17 protein-coding genes and 2 tRNA genes are annotated in these 16,346 nt (G+C 58.2%); 10 read left to right on the forward strand and 9 right to left on the reverse strand.

What is annotated here, in order from left to right; genetic code table 11:
* Positions 1-83 precede the first annotated feature (83 nt).
* Positions 84-160 (forward strand) — tRNA-Arg (locus OC71_RS24565).
* A gap of 18 nt (positions 161-178) precedes the next feature.
* On the opposite strand, the gene OC71_RS24570 is transcribed toward OC71_RS24565, so the two are convergent.
* Positions 179-697, reverse strand: a complete 519-nt coding sequence (locus OC71_RS24570) for a hypothetical protein (protein ID WP_041074276.1) — start codon at positions 695-697, stop codon at positions 179-181.
* Between the two features lie 321 nt (positions 698-1,018).
* On the opposite strand from OC71_RS24570, the gene mgtE reads away from it, so the two are divergent.
* Positions 1,019-2,461 carry a magnesium transporter gene (gene mgtE, locus OC71_RS24575; RefSeq protein WP_007963078.1) on the forward strand — a complete coding sequence of 481 codons (1,443 nt, stop codon included), beginning with the start codon at positions 1,019-1,021 and terminating at the stop codon, positions 2,459-2,461.
* Positions 2,462-2,608: 147 nt separating this feature from the next.
* Here mgtE and OC71_RS24580 read toward each other — a convergent pair whose 3' ends face one another.
* Entirely contained in the window at positions 2,609-2,935 is a 327-nt protein-coding gene (locus tag OC71_RS24580; protein ID WP_003178899.1) for an Arc family DNA-binding protein, read from the reverse strand.
* A 388-nt stretch (positions 2,936-3,323) separates the two neighbouring features.
* On the opposite strand from OC71_RS24580, the gene phnN reads away from it, so the two are divergent.
* The gene (gene phnN, locus OC71_RS24585; RefSeq protein ID WP_041074279.1) at positions 3,324-3,893 is read left to right on the forward strand and encodes a phosphonate metabolism protein/1,5-bisphosphokinase (PRPP-forming) PhnN; all 570 of its coding nucleotides are present in this window, start codon (positions 3,324-3,326) and stop codon (positions 3,891-3,893) included.
* On the opposite strand, the gene OC71_RS24590 is transcribed toward phnN, so the two are convergent.
* Positions 3,868-4,047, reverse strand: coding sequence for a PA3371 family protein (locus OC71_RS24590; RefSeq protein ID WP_041074280.1), 180 nt, complete (start codon positions 4,045-4,047; stop codon positions 3,868-3,870). The genes phnN and OC71_RS24590 overlap by 26 nt on opposite strands.
* A 20-nt stretch (positions 4,048-4,067) precedes the next feature.
* Positions 4,068-4,298, reverse strand: a complete 231-nt coding sequence (locus OC71_RS24595) for a hypothetical protein (RefSeq protein ID WP_041074282.1) — start codon at positions 4,296-4,298, stop codon at positions 4,068-4,070.
* A 294-nt stretch (positions 4,299-4,592) separates the two neighbouring features.
* Between OC71_RS24595 and OC71_RS24600 the strand changes: the two genes are divergently transcribed.
* Positions 4,593-4,669 (forward strand) — tRNA-Arg (locus tag OC71_RS24600).
* An 82-nt stretch (positions 4,670-4,751) separates the two neighbouring features.
* Here the strand turns inward: OC71_RS24600 and OC71_RS24605 are convergent.
* Positions 4,752-6,209, reverse strand: a complete 1,458-nt coding sequence (locus OC71_RS24605; protein WP_256198941.1) for a lysozyme inhibitor LprI family protein — start codon at positions 6,207-6,209, stop codon at positions 4,752-4,754.
* 132 nt (positions 6,210-6,341) lie between these two features.
* Between OC71_RS24605 and OC71_RS24610 the strand changes: the two genes are divergently transcribed.
* The 4 genes from OC71_RS24610 to OC71_RS24625 all read left to right on the forward strand — a co-directional run bounded on the left by OC71_RS24610 (position 6,342) and on the right by OC71_RS24625 (position 11,517).
* Positions 6,342-7,946 (forward strand): tetratricopeptide repeat-containing response regulator, encoded by a 1,605-nt coding sequence (locus tag OC71_RS24610; protein ID WP_041074286.1) that lies wholly within the window; start codon positions 6,342-6,344, stop codon positions 7,944-7,946.
* Positions 7,943-8,635: a sensor histidine kinase KdpD gene (locus tag OC71_RS24615; RefSeq protein ID WP_041074288.1), complete on the forward strand. Its 693-nt coding sequence runs from the start codon at positions 7,943-7,945 to the stop codon at positions 8,633-8,635. Before OC71_RS24610 ends, OC71_RS24615 begins: the two co-directional genes overlap by 4 nt.
* A gap of 200 nt (positions 8,636-8,835) precedes the next feature.
* The gene (locus OC71_RS24620; RefSeq protein WP_174377055.1) at positions 8,836-10,077 is read left to right on the forward strand and encodes a glutamine synthetase family protein; all 1,242 of its coding nucleotides are present in this window, start codon (positions 8,836-8,838) and stop codon (positions 10,075-10,077) included.
* 69 nt (positions 10,078-10,146) lie between these two features.
* Positions 10,147-11,517 (forward strand): MFS transporter, encoded by a 1,371-nt coding sequence (locus tag OC71_RS24625; RefSeq protein WP_041074292.1) that lies wholly within the window; start codon positions 10,147-10,149, stop codon positions 11,515-11,517.
* A gap of 230 nt (positions 11,518-11,747) precedes the next feature.
* Here the strand turns inward: OC71_RS24625 and OC71_RS24630 are convergent, their stop codons facing one another.
* From OC71_RS24630 to flgA, 4 genes are all read right to left on the reverse strand, one after another.
* Positions 11,748-12,494: a flagellar brake protein gene (locus tag OC71_RS24630; protein WP_041074294.1), complete on the reverse strand. Its 747-nt coding sequence runs from the start codon at positions 12,492-12,494 to the stop codon at positions 11,748-11,750.
* A gap of 92 nt (positions 12,495-12,586) precedes the next feature.
* The gene (locus OC71_RS24635; RefSeq protein ID WP_027612275.1) at positions 12,587-13,054 is read right to left on the reverse strand and encodes a flagella synthesis protein FlgN; all 468 of its coding nucleotides are present in this window, start codon (positions 13,052-13,054) and stop codon (positions 12,587-12,589) included.
* A 48-nt stretch (positions 13,055-13,102) separates the two neighbouring features.
* The gene (flgM, locus tag OC71_RS24640) at positions 13,103-13,429 is read right to left on the reverse strand and encodes a flagellar biosynthesis anti-sigma factor FlgM (RefSeq protein ID WP_041074296.1); all 327 of its coding nucleotides are present in this window, start codon (positions 13,427-13,429) and stop codon (positions 13,103-13,105) included.
* 160 nt (positions 13,430-13,589) lie between these two features.
* On the reverse strand, positions 13,590-14,351 hold the full coding sequence (gene flgA, locus OC71_RS24645) for a flagellar basal body P-ring formation chaperone FlgA (RefSeq protein ID WP_084234295.1): 762 nt from the start codon (positions 14,349-14,351) through the stop codon (positions 13,590-13,592).
* A gap of 82 nt (positions 14,352-14,433) precedes the next feature.
* Here flgA and OC71_RS24650 point away from each other — a divergent pair, with 82 nt between their 5' ends.
* Positions 14,434-15,366 (forward strand): chemotaxis protein CheV, encoded by a 933-nt coding sequence (locus tag OC71_RS24650; protein WP_041074300.1) that lies wholly within the window; start codon positions 14,434-14,436, stop codon positions 15,364-15,366.
* Between the two features lie 46 nt (positions 15,367-15,412).
* Positions 15,413-16,240 carry a protein-glutamate O-methyltransferase CheR gene (gene cheR / locus OC71_RS24655; protein WP_007963053.1) on the forward strand — a complete coding sequence of 276 codons (828 nt, stop codon included), beginning with the start codon at positions 15,413-15,415 and terminating at the stop codon, positions 16,238-16,240.
* The last annotated feature ends 106 nt before the right edge of the window (positions 16,241-16,346 follow it).

Here is a 16,346-nt window from a genome sequence, read left to right on the forward strand (position 1 = left end):
CGAGTGCACCATTTAAGAGTTAGTTGCAGTGATGCAGGTAACTTGGCTTCAGCCAGTTGTGGTCTGGTTTAAAAACACAAAATGCACTCGTAGCTCAGCTGGATAGAGTACTCGGCTACGAACCGAGCGGTCACAGGTTCGAATCCTGTCGAGTGCACCATATTCAAGAAGCCCGCGTTTAACGCGGGCTTTTTGTTGTCTGCGATTTGGTTTTTCCTTTCACGCATCCCCTCTCATCAAAATCGACTTGAGCACTACGGCCTCGTTTCAGGTCATAGCGATAGCTCGTTGTCGACGTTCGAATATTCACCTTGTCCGGTTTGCCGAGAGCGCTCTCGACATCCCGCTGGCTCATTCCGGCGATAACGCGACGATTGATGATCGCTTCGCGGCGCTGCCTGGCATTGATCAGGTTGCCGCATTTGTCCTCCAGGCGGCCAACGATGCCTGGTTCACGTCCCTTGATTGTCATACCGGATATTTCTTCGTGATTGTGTTCCGGCATGATCGGCACGACGGAGCCGGGCATGTAAGGGTGAACCTGCTGCACCGAGAGCTGCTCATCGTTGGCACAACTCAGGCTGGTGAAGGTGATGCCGCCGTCGGGCGCTTCGCATCGGTGAAGGGTGGTAGCGGCCCCGGCGGGTGGCAGGCAGAGCAGGCTGGCGACTACAAAACGGGATGTTCTGGATAGCATTCGACGTCCTCCGTGACGGTCTACGCTCAAGGGTAGTCGCTACATTTTTCAACGCCGGTGTGTTTTCTTTTCAAGATGAGTCGTCGCATCTGCACGGGTCAGGACAGCGCTCAACTTTGTCGCGCAAGCACTTGTTTCGACCGCGATTTTTTAACGTTTAAAACCGTCAGGCGGTGTATCATTGCGCCCGTCAGCCCCGCCGGGGCTTATGGAAAACCTCCATGGACTTACCCAGTAGTTACTCAGTAGCCCGTTTCACCAATCATGAATTGACTGATTGATCCTTCCGGCGTGCCCCGCTGCTGGGAGTGGAGTTCGCCTATGTCCGAAATCGAAGTAAAGAAAACACAGGAAAGCCTGCAGGATCGCCTGGCTCAGGTGGTTGAGCTGCTGCAGCGCCAAAAGGTCGTCGAAGACCTGACTCATCGCCAGGAAGGCGCGCATCACGACCGGGTCGAGAACCTGGTTCACCGGCAGAACCTCGTCGAACTGCAACGCAAACTCGATGATCTGCACTCCGCCGACGTTGCCTACATCCTTGAAGCCCTGCCGCTGGACGACCGTCTGACGCTCTGGCAGCTGGTCAAGGCTGATCGCGACGGCGACATTCTTCTCGAAGTATCCGATTCCGTTCGTGAAACGCTGATCGCCGACATGGACGATCACGAGCTCCTGGCTGCGGCCAAGGACATGGACGCCGACGAACTTGCTGACCTGGCCTCCGAGCTGCCGCGAGACGTCGTCCATGAGCTGATGGAAACGCTCGACCAGCAGCAACGCGAGCGCGTGCGTTCGGCCTTGTCCTATGACGAGGAGCAGGTCGGTGCGCTGATGGACTTCGAGATGGTGACCATTCGTGAGGACGTCAGCCTCGAAGTGGTTTTGCGTTACCTGCGTCGTCTCAAGGAACTGCCGGGCCACACCGACAAATTGTTCGTGGTCGATTACGACGGCGTGCTCAAGGGCGTACTGCCGATCAAGCGTCTGCTGGTCAACGACCCCGAGAAACAGGTTGCTGAAGTCATGGCCAGCGATCCGGTGAGTTTTCATCCGGACGAGGACGCCTATGACGCTGCTCAGGCGTTCGAGCGTTACGACTTGATCTCGGCCCCGGTGGTCGACAAGAACGGCAAACTGATCGGCCGTCTGACCATCGACGAAATGGTCGACCTGATTCGTGAGGAGAGCGAAAGCGAAGTCCTCAACATGGCGGGTCTGCGCGAAGAGGAAGACATCTTCGCCTCCGTCTGGAAATCCCTGCGCAACCGTTGGGCGTGGCTGGCAATCAACCTGATCACTGCCTTTGTCGCGTCGCGGGTGATCGGTCTGTTCGAAGGCTCGATCGAGAAGCTGGTGGCGCTGGCGGCGCTGATGCCGATCGTGGCGGGTATCGGGGGTAACTCCGGTAACCAGACGATTACCATGATCGTGCGCGCCATGGCGCTGGACCAGGTCAGCACCGGCAACACCTCGCGCCTGATGCGCAAGGAGCTGGCGGTCGCGTTGATCAACGGTCTGGTCTGGGGCGGGGTGATCGGTGTGGTCGCCTACCTGCTTTATGGCAGTTGGTCGCTGGGCGTGGTGATGACGGCGGCGATGACCCTCAACCTGCTGCTCGCGGCGCTGATGGGGGTGTTGATCCCAATGACACTGGCCAAGATGGGCCGCGACCCGGCGATGGGCGCCAGCGTGATGATCACGGCCATGACGGACAGCGGTGGCTTCTTCATCTTCCTGGGGTTGGCGACGATCTTTCTGCTCTGATTCGCCACCATGCAAAAGCCCGCCGAAATGGCGGGCTTTTTTGTGCCTGTATAGTTATCTGTGCTTGTGTATTGATCTGTGGCGAGGGGGTAGATTTCAGGCAAAAAAAAGCCAGCACTTAAGCTGGCTTGAGATGTTCGGTGTTACTCAGGACGCGTCTGCGGCCATCTCGGCGTCGTGAGCAATCAGCGACACCAGAGCGTTCTGTTGACGGTGCGACAGCTGACGGAAGCGTTGCAGCAGCTCACGCTCGTGCAGCGACAGCTCCGGACTGTCCAGGCGCATGCTCAGTTCTTCGCCCAGTGCGCCTTCCTGAATAAGACTCTGCTCAAGGCGCGCAATGATTTCGGAGTTCATGCTGCGATGATGATTGCGAGCCACCTCGGCAATGCGTTCACGCATTCCGTCTGGCAGACGTACGACAAACTTGTCAGCCGTACGGCTGGAATAAATTGCCTGTTTCAATGGGCGCATATATTTAACCGGTTAGTTCAGGGGAGCGGTTCTCGGGATTGGCCGCAGGATGTGTGATAGGACAAGCATCCGCGCCAAATGGTTCAACCTGAATTGTTAAGAGGCCCGCATCATGCCTCAAAATTGCCAGATCATTGGCGTCAATTCTGTGACAAATATTGAGCTGGGTAAAGGCGTAATGCCAGCACCAATTATCAGAAATGCGGACTGGTTTGAAAACTTTGCCTTGGCCCGCATCACTGGCCGCTTCCTGTTGCACATCTATTGATGTCCGAAGACGTCAGAACGTGCATGCTATGCGGCTTTCAATCCTTGATCCCTACTTGTACAGGATAGTGGCAATTTGCCGATTTACTAGGGCAAACCCCCATTGGAGGGCGTTTTCAGGATGGATGGCAGGCTTATTTATCTGATGGGACCTTCCGGTTCAGGCAAGGACAGCCTGATCGAGGCCGCGCGTGAGCCATTGCGCCAGTTGAACTGCGAAATCATCCGCAGGGTGATTACCCGATCAGCGGAATCGGTGGGAGAGGATGCCATCGGCGTAACGCCCGAAGAATTCGAACGACGTCAGCAGGTCGGGGATTTCTCGCTTTCCTGGCACGCCAATGGGCTGGCTTATGGGATTCCGGCAGAAATGGATGAACGGTTGCGTGCAGGGCGATCCGTGCTGGTAAATGGCTCACGGGCCAATTTGCGTCAGGCGCATGAGCGCTATCCGACATTGCTGCCGGTGCTGCTGACGGTCAAAGATGAGGTTTTGCGTGAACGCCTGCTCAGGCGCGGCCGGGAAACACCTGAGCAGATTGATGCGAGGCTGGCGCGCAATGCGCAGTTCAAGGATAGAAGGGCCACTGACTTGCCCGTGCATCTGATCGACAATTCGGGCGACTTGGCAGCCGCCGTCAAGCAACTGCTGGACTTGATCCGGCTTAACGCAGTACCGGATCAAACTTGATCTTGCGCCCGGCCACCAGGGCCAGCACAAACAACACTGCAAACACGCCGCAGCCAATCAGCGGCAGGGTGACTTCGGTTTCCTCGAACAGCGAAAAATGCACAACGCCAGTCAATAAGGCGAGGATCAGAAATCCTGCGGCTGATTTGGACATGCTGTACTCCTGAAGATATTTCAAAAAACCAGACGTTCGGTGTCGCGCGTCGGCAGTGCTTGCTCAGGCTCATTGACTGCCTGCGCCGCGAAGTCGCCCTGATCGCTCAGCACCGCCAACTGCGGCGCTCTCTGCACCTGTAAGTAATGCGGCATACGCTGAGCCACCGGTTCAGCACGCTCTGGAACAAAATGAAAGCCAACCAAAACCGCCAGTGCGATTGCGTTTGCAAGCAAGAGAGTGCTGTTCATGGGGCGGACTCCGTTTGTTCTGTTATACGAACAGACAAAGCACCCGGCGTGCCAACAGTCTAACCGCTGTGAAGTCCTTTAAAAACAAGCATTTGGAAGGGTTTTTACCAAGTGTCGGGTTGCAATCTGCAATGAGGGCTTTTTGCGGCAATGCAAATTGCACGGTAAATGTTCCCGCAGCATTGCAAGGCGCCTGCCTACACTTAAAAAACCCATGGACGACATGACAAATCAAGGGCTGGCCGTTAACATGCACGCCGTCCGTCGCGCCGTGTCCGGCCGCGACAACTCAGTGTCTCAGTAGCTCAATTGGATAGAGCATCCCCCTCCTAAGGGGAAGGTTGGCAGTTCGAACCTGCCCTGGGACACCATTATTCAGAGCCTTGCAACGGTTCGAAAAAAGCCCCGCACAGGATGATCTGGCGGGGCTTTTTCATGCTCGTAATAAGTGGCTCAGTTCAGTGCTCCGCCGTCGGCCTTGCCAATTGAGGTGCTGACTTCGATCACATGCCGGCGCCCGTTGACCTCGTAACTGCGCCCATCTGCATCAACGTCCGGTTTTCGCAGTGCCAGTTGTGCAAACAAGCCATGTTTTTCGTCGTAGCTGCCAAACCAGTCAACCAGTTTTCCGATGTAGCATTCGTTACCGATAATCACCGGCAGGTCGAAAACATCTTCCACCGTGTAATGAACCGGGCCGTAGCTGTAGTAATCGCGCTCGCCTGCACCTGTTGCAGGAATCGGGCAAAGAGGCGTGCGCTGAGTGTCCGGTTTGTGGGGGCGTGCTTCGTTCGCCTTGGTGATTGCCTGATTGAGCGTAAGCCGCAGATCAGGTTCCAACTCAAAGGTGCTGGCGCCGTCATCCTTGTGTTGGGTGGTGGGCACGTTCAAGTAGTAGCTATATCGCACCGTCACGGTGGGAACTTCACGGTTGATCTTCAGCGGATTGAGCAAGTAGATGTGATCAACGCCGTAGGCACCGTTGCGGTAGGCGAGGTAAATATTACCCCGAGCCTTGATCCAGTACGCCGATTGGTTGGCTCCGCGATCATTGGTATAGAACAGCGCGCTTTCAGGCTCAGGAGACCTTTTGACAAAATGGTCACCGTCTCGGCGCCATGTTTCCACGTAGGTAAACATGCCGGTGCCACCGGCGTAAGTCTGGACGATCATGTCTCGTTGCCCGTCGCCGTCCATGTCCAGCAACGAGTAGGAGGTTTGACCGGTTTCTGCTGCCGCGTCGATTTCGGTGGCGGTCAATGCCTTCCATTCATCCGGTGTAACGCCTTTGGGAATCGAAGATGGAAAGTGCGTTAGCTCGCTGGGGTTTTCTTTGTCGGAGTCGCCTGAAAACGATGTCTCTTCAGAGTTGAAAGCCAGTGAAGCCAGCACTCGTTCAACCGCCACCTCGCGATTGCCGCCCTCGCTGGCCGCCTGAATGCTGCATTGCAGATCTTCCAGAACCTGTTTGTCGATGCCGGTCGTTCTGTGCGCAATGGCATCCATCTGCTGCGCCTGTAATAACTTCAGCCGATCACGATAACTTTGTTCAAGGCAAGCAATATCCGCTTCGCACTGATTACGTGTCTTGAGCCACAACCGTTGTGTGCGCTTGAGTTCAGATTGCTGATCACCGGAGATCTTCATCAACTCCCGATAAGCCGCACCCATCTGCGCATCCAGCGCATACAACCCTTTATCCGCACAAACAGCCTTCTCCACGGCACTCGCTGCGTTCGCACAATCCATTCCGCCCGCCATTGCCTGCTGGAAAAACAGCAGCGCACAGGCGGACACGATGCAACGTCCTTTGATGTACACGAGATAAACCCTGTAGTGAAAAGATGACCCGGCGCGCAGGGTAATCGCTGCACAAGGAATCTTGAACCCCTCCACTTCAGAGAACCCCACTCCTTGCCGATAACTCCTTCGGCGACCTCAGACTCGCGCGAAATCGCTTGATAGCATTTGGCCTCCAGCTATCATCAGTGCGCCTGTGAAAACGCCCCCGGTTCACCTACTTCAATTGCCTGGAAATCCTCGATGCTGTCGTATCACCAAAAGAGTTTTCTGATCGTCGATGATTTCTCGGATTTCCGCAGTTCCGTACGTTCTATGCTGCGCGAGCTGGGGGTCAAGGATGTGGACACCGCTGATACCGGCGAGCAGGCGCTGAAGATGTGTGCGCAGAAGTCCTATGATTTCATCCTGCAGGATTTCCATCTCGGCGACGGCAAGAAGAACGGGCAGCAGGTGCTGGAAGACCTGATGTCGGAAAAGCTCATCAGCCATGAAGCGGTGTTTGTCATGGTCACGGCCGAGACCAGTCAGGCCATGGTGCTCAGCGCCCTGGAGCACGAGCCGGATGCTTACCTGACCAAGCCGTTCAACCGCTCCGGTCTGGCCCAGCGCCTGGAGCGTCTGGAGCAGCGCAAAACGTTGCTCAAACCGATTCTGCAAGCCCTTGATCGCGGCAAGCCGGTTGAGGTGCTCAATGCCTGCATTGCGCTGTGCAAGCAGGACATCCGTTATTCGCCGCTGTGCCTGCGTTATCGCGCCGATGCGCTGCGCGACATGAACCAGAACGAAGCGCTCGAACGCCTCTATGACAGCATCATCGCTGACCGGCCGTTGCCGTGGGCGTTTGCCGGGCTGGGCAAGTTGCTGTTCAAGCGTGGGCAAGTGGCGCAGGCCAAAGGTGTTTACGAAAAAGCGCTGAAAGTGTTCCCGATGATGCCGGCGCTGTACGACGGCATGGCCGATGTGCTGGTCGCCGAGGGCGATACCAAAGGCGCGCAGCGGGTGCTGGAAGAGGCGATTCGCTTGTCGCCGCTGGCGGTGCGCCGGCAAGCGTTGCTCGGCAAGCTGGCGATGGCCAACGAAGATTTCGACACCGCGTCCCGGGCCTATCGGCAGGCGGTGGCGCAGGGGGCGCAGTCGCGCTTCAAGGACCCGGAAAGCAATCTTGGCCTGGCCCATGCCTTGATCAGCAAGGGCAGTGAACGCGGTCTCGATACGCGCACGCGGCTGGAGATTAACACCACGCTCAGCGCCGTCGCCAAAGAGAACCCGTCGGACCCGGGCCTGCAGATCCGTGCGCGCCTGATGAAGGCCACCAGTCTGTTGCTCAACGATGCCGAAACCGCCGACAAGCTCACCGAACAAGCGCTGATGCGCCTCGACGGCATGGAGCAGTTCATGAGCCCTGAAGCGGCGCTGCTGGTCGCCAAGCAATTGCAGATGCTTGGTCAGGCCGAGGCGGGCACTTCGATGCTCAAGAGCTGTGCGGAGATCTACGGTGACGATCCGGCGGTGATGAAAGACATCGCCAAGCTCACCGACGACCCGACTATCCTCAGTTCGAGCAACGCTGTTGCCGACCTCAACCGGCAGGGTGTGCGCGTGTACAAGACCGGCAACCTGGTGGAAGCCCGCGAGGTGTTCCGCAAGGCGCTGAAGATGCAACCGAAGAACATCAGTATCGCGCTGAACATGGCCCAGTCTCTGCTGCACGGCACCGACACCAGTGTGCCGTCGGCGGAACTGGAAGAATGTCGGGCCTGCCTGAAAATGGTCGGCCTGATGCCCGACACCGACGCGCGTTATGCGCGTTATCAGAAGCTGAAAAGCAAGGCGTTTGGCGAATGAACCAAGACGAGCAGGCGCTGGATTTTTCCACGGTGATCGCCTCCACCGTTCACGACATGAAGAACTCGCTGGCGATGCTGACGCAGGCCCATAGCCAGTGGTTGGCGCGTTTGCCCGAGGGGCAGCGTGGAGGGGCGGAGCAGGGCGTGATCGACTTCGAGTTTGCCCACCTCAACGGCATGCTGGTGCAGTTGCTTGGGCTGTACAAGCTCGGCGTCAACCAGTTGCCGCTGCAACCGGCGTATCACGAGCTGGATGATTTCATCGAGGCGCAACTGGCATCGCACCAAGAGGTGTTCGCCAGTCGCGGGATTATCGCCACCTATGAAGTCGATCCGCTGAGCCCGCTGGGTTTCTTCGATCGTGAGTTGGTTGCGTCGGTGTTGGGCAACTGCATCAACAACGCCATTCGTTATGCCCGCGAGTCGCTGCTGATCACTGTCAGCGACGAAGCCGGGCAGTTGGTGTTGAGCATCAATGATGACGGTGACGGTTACCCGGCCGGGATGCTCGAGCGTCAGGCGGATTACGTGCAGGGCATCAATCACAGCAGCGGCAGCACGGGTCTGGGCCTGTATTTCGCCAACCGCATTGCTGCGTTGCATCAGCGCAACGGCGTGGTCGGGCACACCGAAATTCGTAATGGCGGGCCATTGGGGGGCGGGGTGTTCAGCCTTTACCTGCCGTGACTCGGGTTTTTGTTTGACGCTGCTTGATATTCCGAACAGCCGGAGCCTATTTTGTACGGGTCGCCGTTCGCGGCTCGCACAATAACAAGGATTGCGTCATGACAACCGATGGCCAGCGTTCACTCGCGCAGCGACTGACCGGCATTGATGAGATTGAATGTGTCACGCCGGATTTGAACGGCGTGCCGCGCGGCAAGGTGATGACCGCCGAGGGTTTCCTCGAAGGGCGGCGTTTGCAGATGGCGCGGGGGGTGCTGCTGCAATGCATCATGGGCGGTTATCCGCCGGCTCGCTTTTACGGCAGCGATGACGGCGATCTGGCGCTGGTCGCCGAGCCGAGCATGATTCATCCCTTGCCATGGAGCGACGAGCCACGCGCCCTGGCCATCTGCGATGCTGACGAACTGAGCGGCGAAAGCTCAAACCTGTCGACCCGTGGTCAACTGAAGAAAGTCATCGCCCGTTACGCCGCACGTGGCTTGGCGCCGGTGGTGGCGACCGAGCTGGAATTCTTTGTCTTCGCGCCGAACACCGATCCGACCCAGCCGTTCCGTCCGCCAGTCGGCCTCGACGGGCGCCGCGAGGATGGGCAGTCGGCGTTCAGCGTCAGTTCCAATAACGGTCTGCGGCCGTTCTTCAGCGAAGTCTATAAATGCATGGCGGCCCTCGGTCTGCCGCGCGATACCTTCATGCATGAAATGGGCGTCAGCCAGTTCGAGATCAATCTGCTGCACGGTGATCCGCTGTTGCTGGCCGACCAGACCTTCCTGTTCAAACACCTGCTCAAGGAAGTCGCGCTCAAGCATGGTCTGAACGTGGTGTGCATGGCCAAGCCGCTGGCGCACACACCGGGCAGTTCGATGCACATTCACCAGAGCGTCGTCGAGATCGCGACCGGCAAGAATGTGTTCAGCGACGAAAATGGCCAGCCGACGGCGATGTTCCGCCACTTCATCGGCGGACAGCAGGCGGCCATGGCCGATTTCACCGCGCTGTTTGCGCCGAACGTGAACTCCTATCAGCGTCTGTGTCACCCGTATGCATCGCCCAACAATGCCTGCTGGTCCCATGACAACCGCGCCGCAGGGTTGCGCATTCCGGCCAGTTCGCCAGTGGCTCGACGCGTGGAAAACCGGTTGCCTGGCGCCGATGCCAACCCGTATCTGGCGATTGCCGCAAGTCTGGCCGCCGGCTTGCACGGGATCGAACATGAGCTGGAGCCGAGCGCGGCGATTCAGGGCGAATTCGAAGTGCCGGACAATCTTTCGCTGCCGTGTACCTTGCATGCCGCGCTCGAGCGTCTGAAACGTAGCCAATTGGCCAGGGAACTGTTCGGACAGGAGTTCATCGAAGGCTACATCGCTTCGAAGACCATGGAGTTGACCAGCTTCTTTGATGAAATCACTCCCTGGGAACGGCGTGTTCTAGCAGCCCAGGCCTGACGAACTGTCGCCATCGGGCTATCGTTTGGATAGCCCGATACTCACTGCAAGGAGCCGCTCGGAACGCCGATGCGCCAAATCTGGAAATCCTTTCGAGCGCTGTATTTCGCCTCGCTGATGATGTTGATCGGCTCGGGCCTTCTTTCTACTTACCTGGCATTGCGCCTGGCTGCTGACCATGTCGATGGGCTGTGGGTGGGTGCGCTGATGGCGGCCAACTATTTCGGCCTGGTGCTGGGCGGCAAGATCGGTCACCGCTTGATCGCCCGTGTCGGACACATTCGAGCGTATTCGGCGTGTGCCGGGATCGTCGGCGCGGCGGTGCTCGGGCATGGCCTGGTGGACTGGCTGCCGGCGTGGCTGGTGCTGCGGACCATCGTCGGTCTGGGCATGATGTGTCAGTACATGGTGATCGAGAGCTGGCTCAACGAGCAGGCCGACGCCAATCAGCGCGGGCTGGTGTTCAGCGGTTACATGATCGCTTCTTACTTGGGGCTGGTGCTCGGTCAGTTGATTCTGGTCATGCACCCGGGCCTGGGGTTGGAGCTGCTGATGCTGGTCGCGCTGTGTTTTGCCCTGTGCCTGGTGCCGGTGGCGCTGACCCGACGGATTCACCCGGCGCCGCTGCATCCGGCACCGATGGAGCCGCGCTTCTTTATCAAGCGCGTGCCGCAGTCGTTGAGCACGGTGCTCGGCGCAGGCCTGATCATCGGCTCGTTCTACGGTCTGGCGCCGCTGTATGCGTCGCAGCAGGGGCTGTCGACCGAGCAGGTCGGTCTGTTCATGGGTAGCTGCATTTTTGCCGGACTGCTGGTGCAGTGGCCGTTGGGCTGGTTATCCGACCGTTATGACCGAGCGCTGCTGATTCGTTGTTTTGCCGGATTCCTCGCGGTGGCGGCGTTGCCGTTGGCGATCTTGCCGCAGGTGCCGCTTGAGGTGCTGTTCGTGGTCGGCTTCCTTTGTTCGTTGGTGCAGTTCTGCCTGTATCCGCTGGCGGTGGCGTTCTCCAACGACCATGTCGAGGGCGATCGCCGGGTGTCGCTGACGGCGATGCTGCTGGTGACCTACGGGGTCGGCGCGAGTATCGGTCCGCTGCTGGCGGGCGTGCTGATGAAGCTGTTCGGCAGTCAGAGTTTGTACGCGTTCTTTAGCTTCTTTGCGTTGGTGCTGGTGTGGCGCATTCGGCCGAAAGCGGTGACCAATCTGCATCAGGTCGACGACGCACCGCTGCATCACGTGGCGATGCCCGACAGCATGTCCAGCTCGCCGCTGGTGGCCGCGCTCGATCCGCGGGTGGATGAGCAGGTGGTGCAGGAGCAGATGCAGACCACGGTTACGCCGGAGCCAGAGCCCGAAGTGCAGCCTGAAGCAGTGGCCGAACCTGATCCGGCTGATGAGGGCGATAAACCGACACCGGACATCAGTGGGGCCAGACCCTGAGTCGGATGAGGGTGAGGCTATTCAGAAACAGACACTGTAACGGTGGCGAGGGAGCTTGCTCCCGCTGGACTGCGCAGCAGGCCCCGCTTGTCAGATAAGGGGTGGGGGTGCTTCGCGCCCCAGCGGGAGCAAGCTCCCTCGCCACAGGTTTCCGCTGCTGGCAGAAAGATTTTTGGCATAAAAAAGGGCAGTCCCGCCAGGGACTGCCCTTTTTTATTTGCCTGTGCGAATCACAGATCGTCTTTATCGAACCGGCGTGCTTCACGCTGCAGTTGATAAACGAAGCGCTCGACGTTGCGCGCCGCTTGGCCACTGATGTTGTGGAAGCGCAAGCCGGCGAAGGTGATGTTGAGCTTTTCTTCGAAGTGCAGGTAGCGCAGCTCGACCGAGATCGGTTGATTGCCGAACAGTGGGGTGGCGATCATGCGGTCATAGACCTGACCCAGTTGCAGGCGGTCGGTGATGTCGCCTTCAAAGCGCAGCTTGCACCCGGTGGCGGAAATATCCAGCAGTTTGCCGTTGATCGGCGCCTTGAGTTTTTCGCCGCCAAGTTCGACGCTGACCAGATCGGTCAGCTTCAACGCGGCACGAAAGGCATTACGGCGCTGGTGGTAGACCACTTCGGTTGGCAGTTGACCGGTGTAGAAGCGGTCACCGTCGGATTCTTCGATGTTCAGCGTGCCGGTGCATTCCCAGGCGATGCGCACGCCTTCGTGGAAGCCTTCGACCTTGAACGGTTCGCCCGCCTGCAGAAAACGTTCGCCATCGCGCGGGATCATTTCGTCCAGGGCAATCGTCGCGGTTTCCCGGTCAACCTTGATCAGGTAGCTCTGGAAGCGCTGGCTGCGCTCATGGAAGGTGATGATCAGCGGATCGTGGCTTTCTTGCAGCTGGCGCAGGTTGCTGGAGATTTCCAGGGGCGTGGTCAGCACCTTTGGTGGCTGCGGAGTATCATCCGCGCTTAGGGCGTTTGGCACGTTTTCTCAATCTCCAGACAAAATTTGACTACGACTAGCCAGCATTTTGCCAGCATGTTTCGCGGGTTGATAGTGCAGGCACATCGAATGGCTCACGCCTGGCTGAGCGTACGCGGCTTGGTGGGTTTGGCGAAAGTGCCCGAGGCGTCATACAGCGCTGGCGGTTCGCCCCCGGTGAGGATTTTCAGCTGATTGGCCGTAGCGGCCTGCTGGATCTGGATCGATTGGCCGTTCTTGACGTTGGCCGCCTGGCACTGGGCAATCAGGTCGGTCAGCACATCGCTTTGGGACAGCAACTGGTCGCCAATGCTCGACTGGCTGGCCAATTGCTCCAGGCCCTGGCGGTCGAGCGGCAGGTTGAGGCTGGCAAGGATTTCGCTGCGCTTGCGGCCATGCTGTTCAAGCAGAATGATCAATGCCTGTTTGCGCGCCAGAATATCTTCGAGCAGAGGCATGTCGCGACCGTGCAAGGCGAGGGACTCGGTTTGCAGCAACTCCAGCAATTGTTGAGCTGGAGCAAAGTCGTCGGTGATCAGTTGCAATAAATTAGTGTCGTGCATGGCTGGCCTTGGGTTCTAAGCGTCCAAAAGCCTGGCGCCGGCAAAAGCCTAGCGCTGGGCTTCGAAGTTGAGCAGTTTGCTGGCTACACGGTTGCTGTCGACCTTGTAGCTGCCATCGGCAATCGCTGCTTTCAACTCGGCCACGCGGGCTTTGTCGACGGCAGGCTGATCGCGCAGCTTGTCAGTGACCTTCTGCAACTGTTGAGCCTCATTGCTGAGGTGTACCGATTCCCCGCTTTTTGCGGTACCGGCCGTTTCGGCCTGGGTATTCAGCGGCGCGGAGGTGCCGGTTTCGGCGGTTTCCTTGGCGTTGCTGGTACGCGTACTGCCCGTAAGTGACGAGGAGCTGTTCAAACGGCTGAAATCGATGACCATGTTAAAAACCTCTGGGAATTTGGACGCTTGCCATGTTCTCGGCCATTCCCTGGAAAACTTTAGGCTCACTTTGCAATGAGCTGCATGTGCCGAAGCGTGTCCTGCTGCGGCACAGTTTAGGGAAGCGTCGGGGCTGGCGCCAGTTTTCTGCTCGAGCGTTTTACATGGCGACTTCCACTTGGCCCGGCGCGATGACCTGCGCCTTGATTACCCGGTTGGAATTGAGGTTTTTCACTCGGATCTGATCTTTCAAACCGCCGTTGGCCAGGGCTTCACCGGGCATGCGCACGGCGAGTGTGCCGCTGCGGGCGATGATGACCACCTGATCGCCCTTGCGCACCACTTCTGCCTGTTCCAGATGCACCAGAGTAATCACCTGATCGGCTACCGTTGGTCGGGTTAATTTCTGCCCGATGGCTTCATCCACCGACGTCAGAAAACCCTGATTGATCTGGCTGATGTCGCGTTCACGCAAGGTCACGTCTTGCGGCTCGATAATGCCGGCGCGTTTCAGCGGTCGGGTGGTGGTGACAATCTCGCGAAACAGGCGGACTTGAGCGGGCACGAACACCGTCCACGGCGAGCTTCCTTCGCACCGGACCTTGACCGTAACCCGGCCCAGCGGACGTGCAGGACTCTCCAGCGACGCTGTCAATTCCTTGTCGCACATAGGCATGCGCATACGCGGGTCGAGCTGGTTGACCTCGATCTCGTAGCGGCCTTCCGTTTGACTGGTAGCCAGATAGTCTTCTACGGTGAACTCAAGAAAGCCCTGAGTGACGCCGATAAGCATGTCAGGCAAGGTAACCGTATCAGCACCGGCAGGGCTGCCAGCGAAAAACAAGCAGACGGCAGACGTCGCGCACAGCGCTTTGCGGGTGCGGGAGGTCAGGCGTCGGAAAAATGTCGTTTGAGCGTTCATACGAGTTAAAAAGCAAGCGCCGTGCCGTTTAGCAATGAATGTGCGTCGCAACAACACTTGGCGTTGGTGTAGGAGTCTGGGCATGGCTGGTGTAATGGATTCGGTGAACCAGCGCACGCAACTGGTAGGGCAGAATCGCCTGGAGCTGTTGTTGTTCCGTCTCGACGGTCAACAGCTCTACGGAATCAACGTGTTCAAGGTGCGGGAAGTGCTGCAATGCCCGTCGCTGACGTTGATGCCCAAGTCCAGTCCTGTCGTGTGCGGGGTGGCGAATATCCGGGGGGCGACCATTCCGATCCTTGATCTGGCAATGGCGACCGGTTCCGGGGCGTTGAAAGACAAGAACAGTCCGTTCGTGATCATCACGGAGTACAACACCAAGACCCAGGGTTTCCTGGTTCGCTCGGTGGAGCGCATCGTCAACATGAACTGGGAAGAGATCCATCCGCCGCCCAAGGGCACGGGTCGCGATCATTACCTGACCGCTGTGACTCGAGTCGACAATCAGTTAGTCGAAATCATCGATGTCGAGAAGGTGCTGGCGGAAGTCGCGCCGACGCCGGAAGCGATTTCGGTCGGCGTGGTCGATGTCGAGACCCAGAGCAAGGCGTTGTCGCTGCGGGTGCTGACGGTCGATGACTCGTCGGTGGCGCGCAAGCAGGTCACGCGCTGCCTGCAGACGGTCGGGGTCGAAGTGGTGGCGCTGAACGATGGCAAGCAGGCGCTGGACTACCTGCGCAAGCTGGTCGATGAGGGCAAGAAGCCGGAAGAAGAGTTCCTGATGATGATTTCCGACATCGAGATGCCGGAGATGGACGGGTACACCCTGACGGCGGAAATCCGCAGCGATCCACGCATGCAAAAGCTTCATATCATCCTGCATACTTCGTTGTCGGGGGTATTCAATCAGGCGATGGTCAAGAAAGTCGGTGCCGATGACTTTCTGGCCAAATTCCGTCCTGATGACCTGGCATCCCGGGTGGTCGACCGGATCAAAGCAGCAGATATCAGCTAGGGGCCTTCTGCCCCTGGCGGTCAACACGATTTAAGAGGCGGCATCATTGTCTACGGGTAATTTGGATTTCGAACAGTTCCGGGTCTTCCTGGAAAAAGCCTGTGGCATTTTGCTCGGTGAAAACAAGCAGTACCTGGTCTCGAGCCGTCTCAACAAACTGATGGAGCAGCAAGGCATCAAGTCCCTGGGTGAGCTGGTACAGCGCATCCAGACCCAGCCGCGCAGCGGTTTGCGCGAGCAGGTGGTCGATGCCATGACGACCAACGAAACCTTGTGGTTTCGCGACACCTATCCGTTTGAAGTCTTGAAGAACAAGGTGCTGCCCGAGGCGATCAAGGCCAGCCCCAACCAGCGTCTGCGGATCTGGTCGGCGGCATGCTCGTCGGGTCAGGAACCGTATTCGCTGTCGATGTCGATCGACGAGTTCGAGCGCAGCAACCTCGGTCAGTTGAAGATGGGCGTGCAGATCGTTGCCACCGACCTGTCCGGCAGCATGCTGACCAACTGCAAGACCGGCGAGTACGACAGCCTGGCCATCGGTCGCGGTTTGTCCGCCGATCGTCTGCAGCGTTACTTCGACCCGAAAGGGCCGGGGCGCTGGGTGATCAAGGCGCCGATCAAGAACCGGGTGGAATTCCGCTCGTTCAACCTGCTCGACAGCTACGCCAGTCTGGGCAAGTTCGACATCGTGTTCTGCCGCAACGTGCTGATCTACTTCTCCGCCGAGGTGAAGAAAGACATCCTGTTGCGCATTCACAGCACGCTGAAGCCGGGCGGGTACCTGTTCCTTGGCGCGTCCGAAGCGCTGAACGGTTTGCCGGATCATTACCAGATGGTTCAGTGCAGTCCGGGGATCATTTACCAGGCGAAGTGATTGCACCGGCAACACAAAAAAACGGGAGGCCCTCAAAGCCTCCCGTTTTTTATGCCCGATGAATTTCTCCCTGACACCACAAATCCCTGTGGGAGCAACTGTCTTA

The sequence above is a fragment of the Pseudomonas sp. W15Feb9B genome (assembly GCF_000828175.1).
Classification (GTDB): domain Bacteria; phylum Pseudomonadota; class Gammaproteobacteria; order Pseudomonadales; family Pseudomonadaceae; genus Aquipseudomonas; species Aquipseudomonas parakoreensis.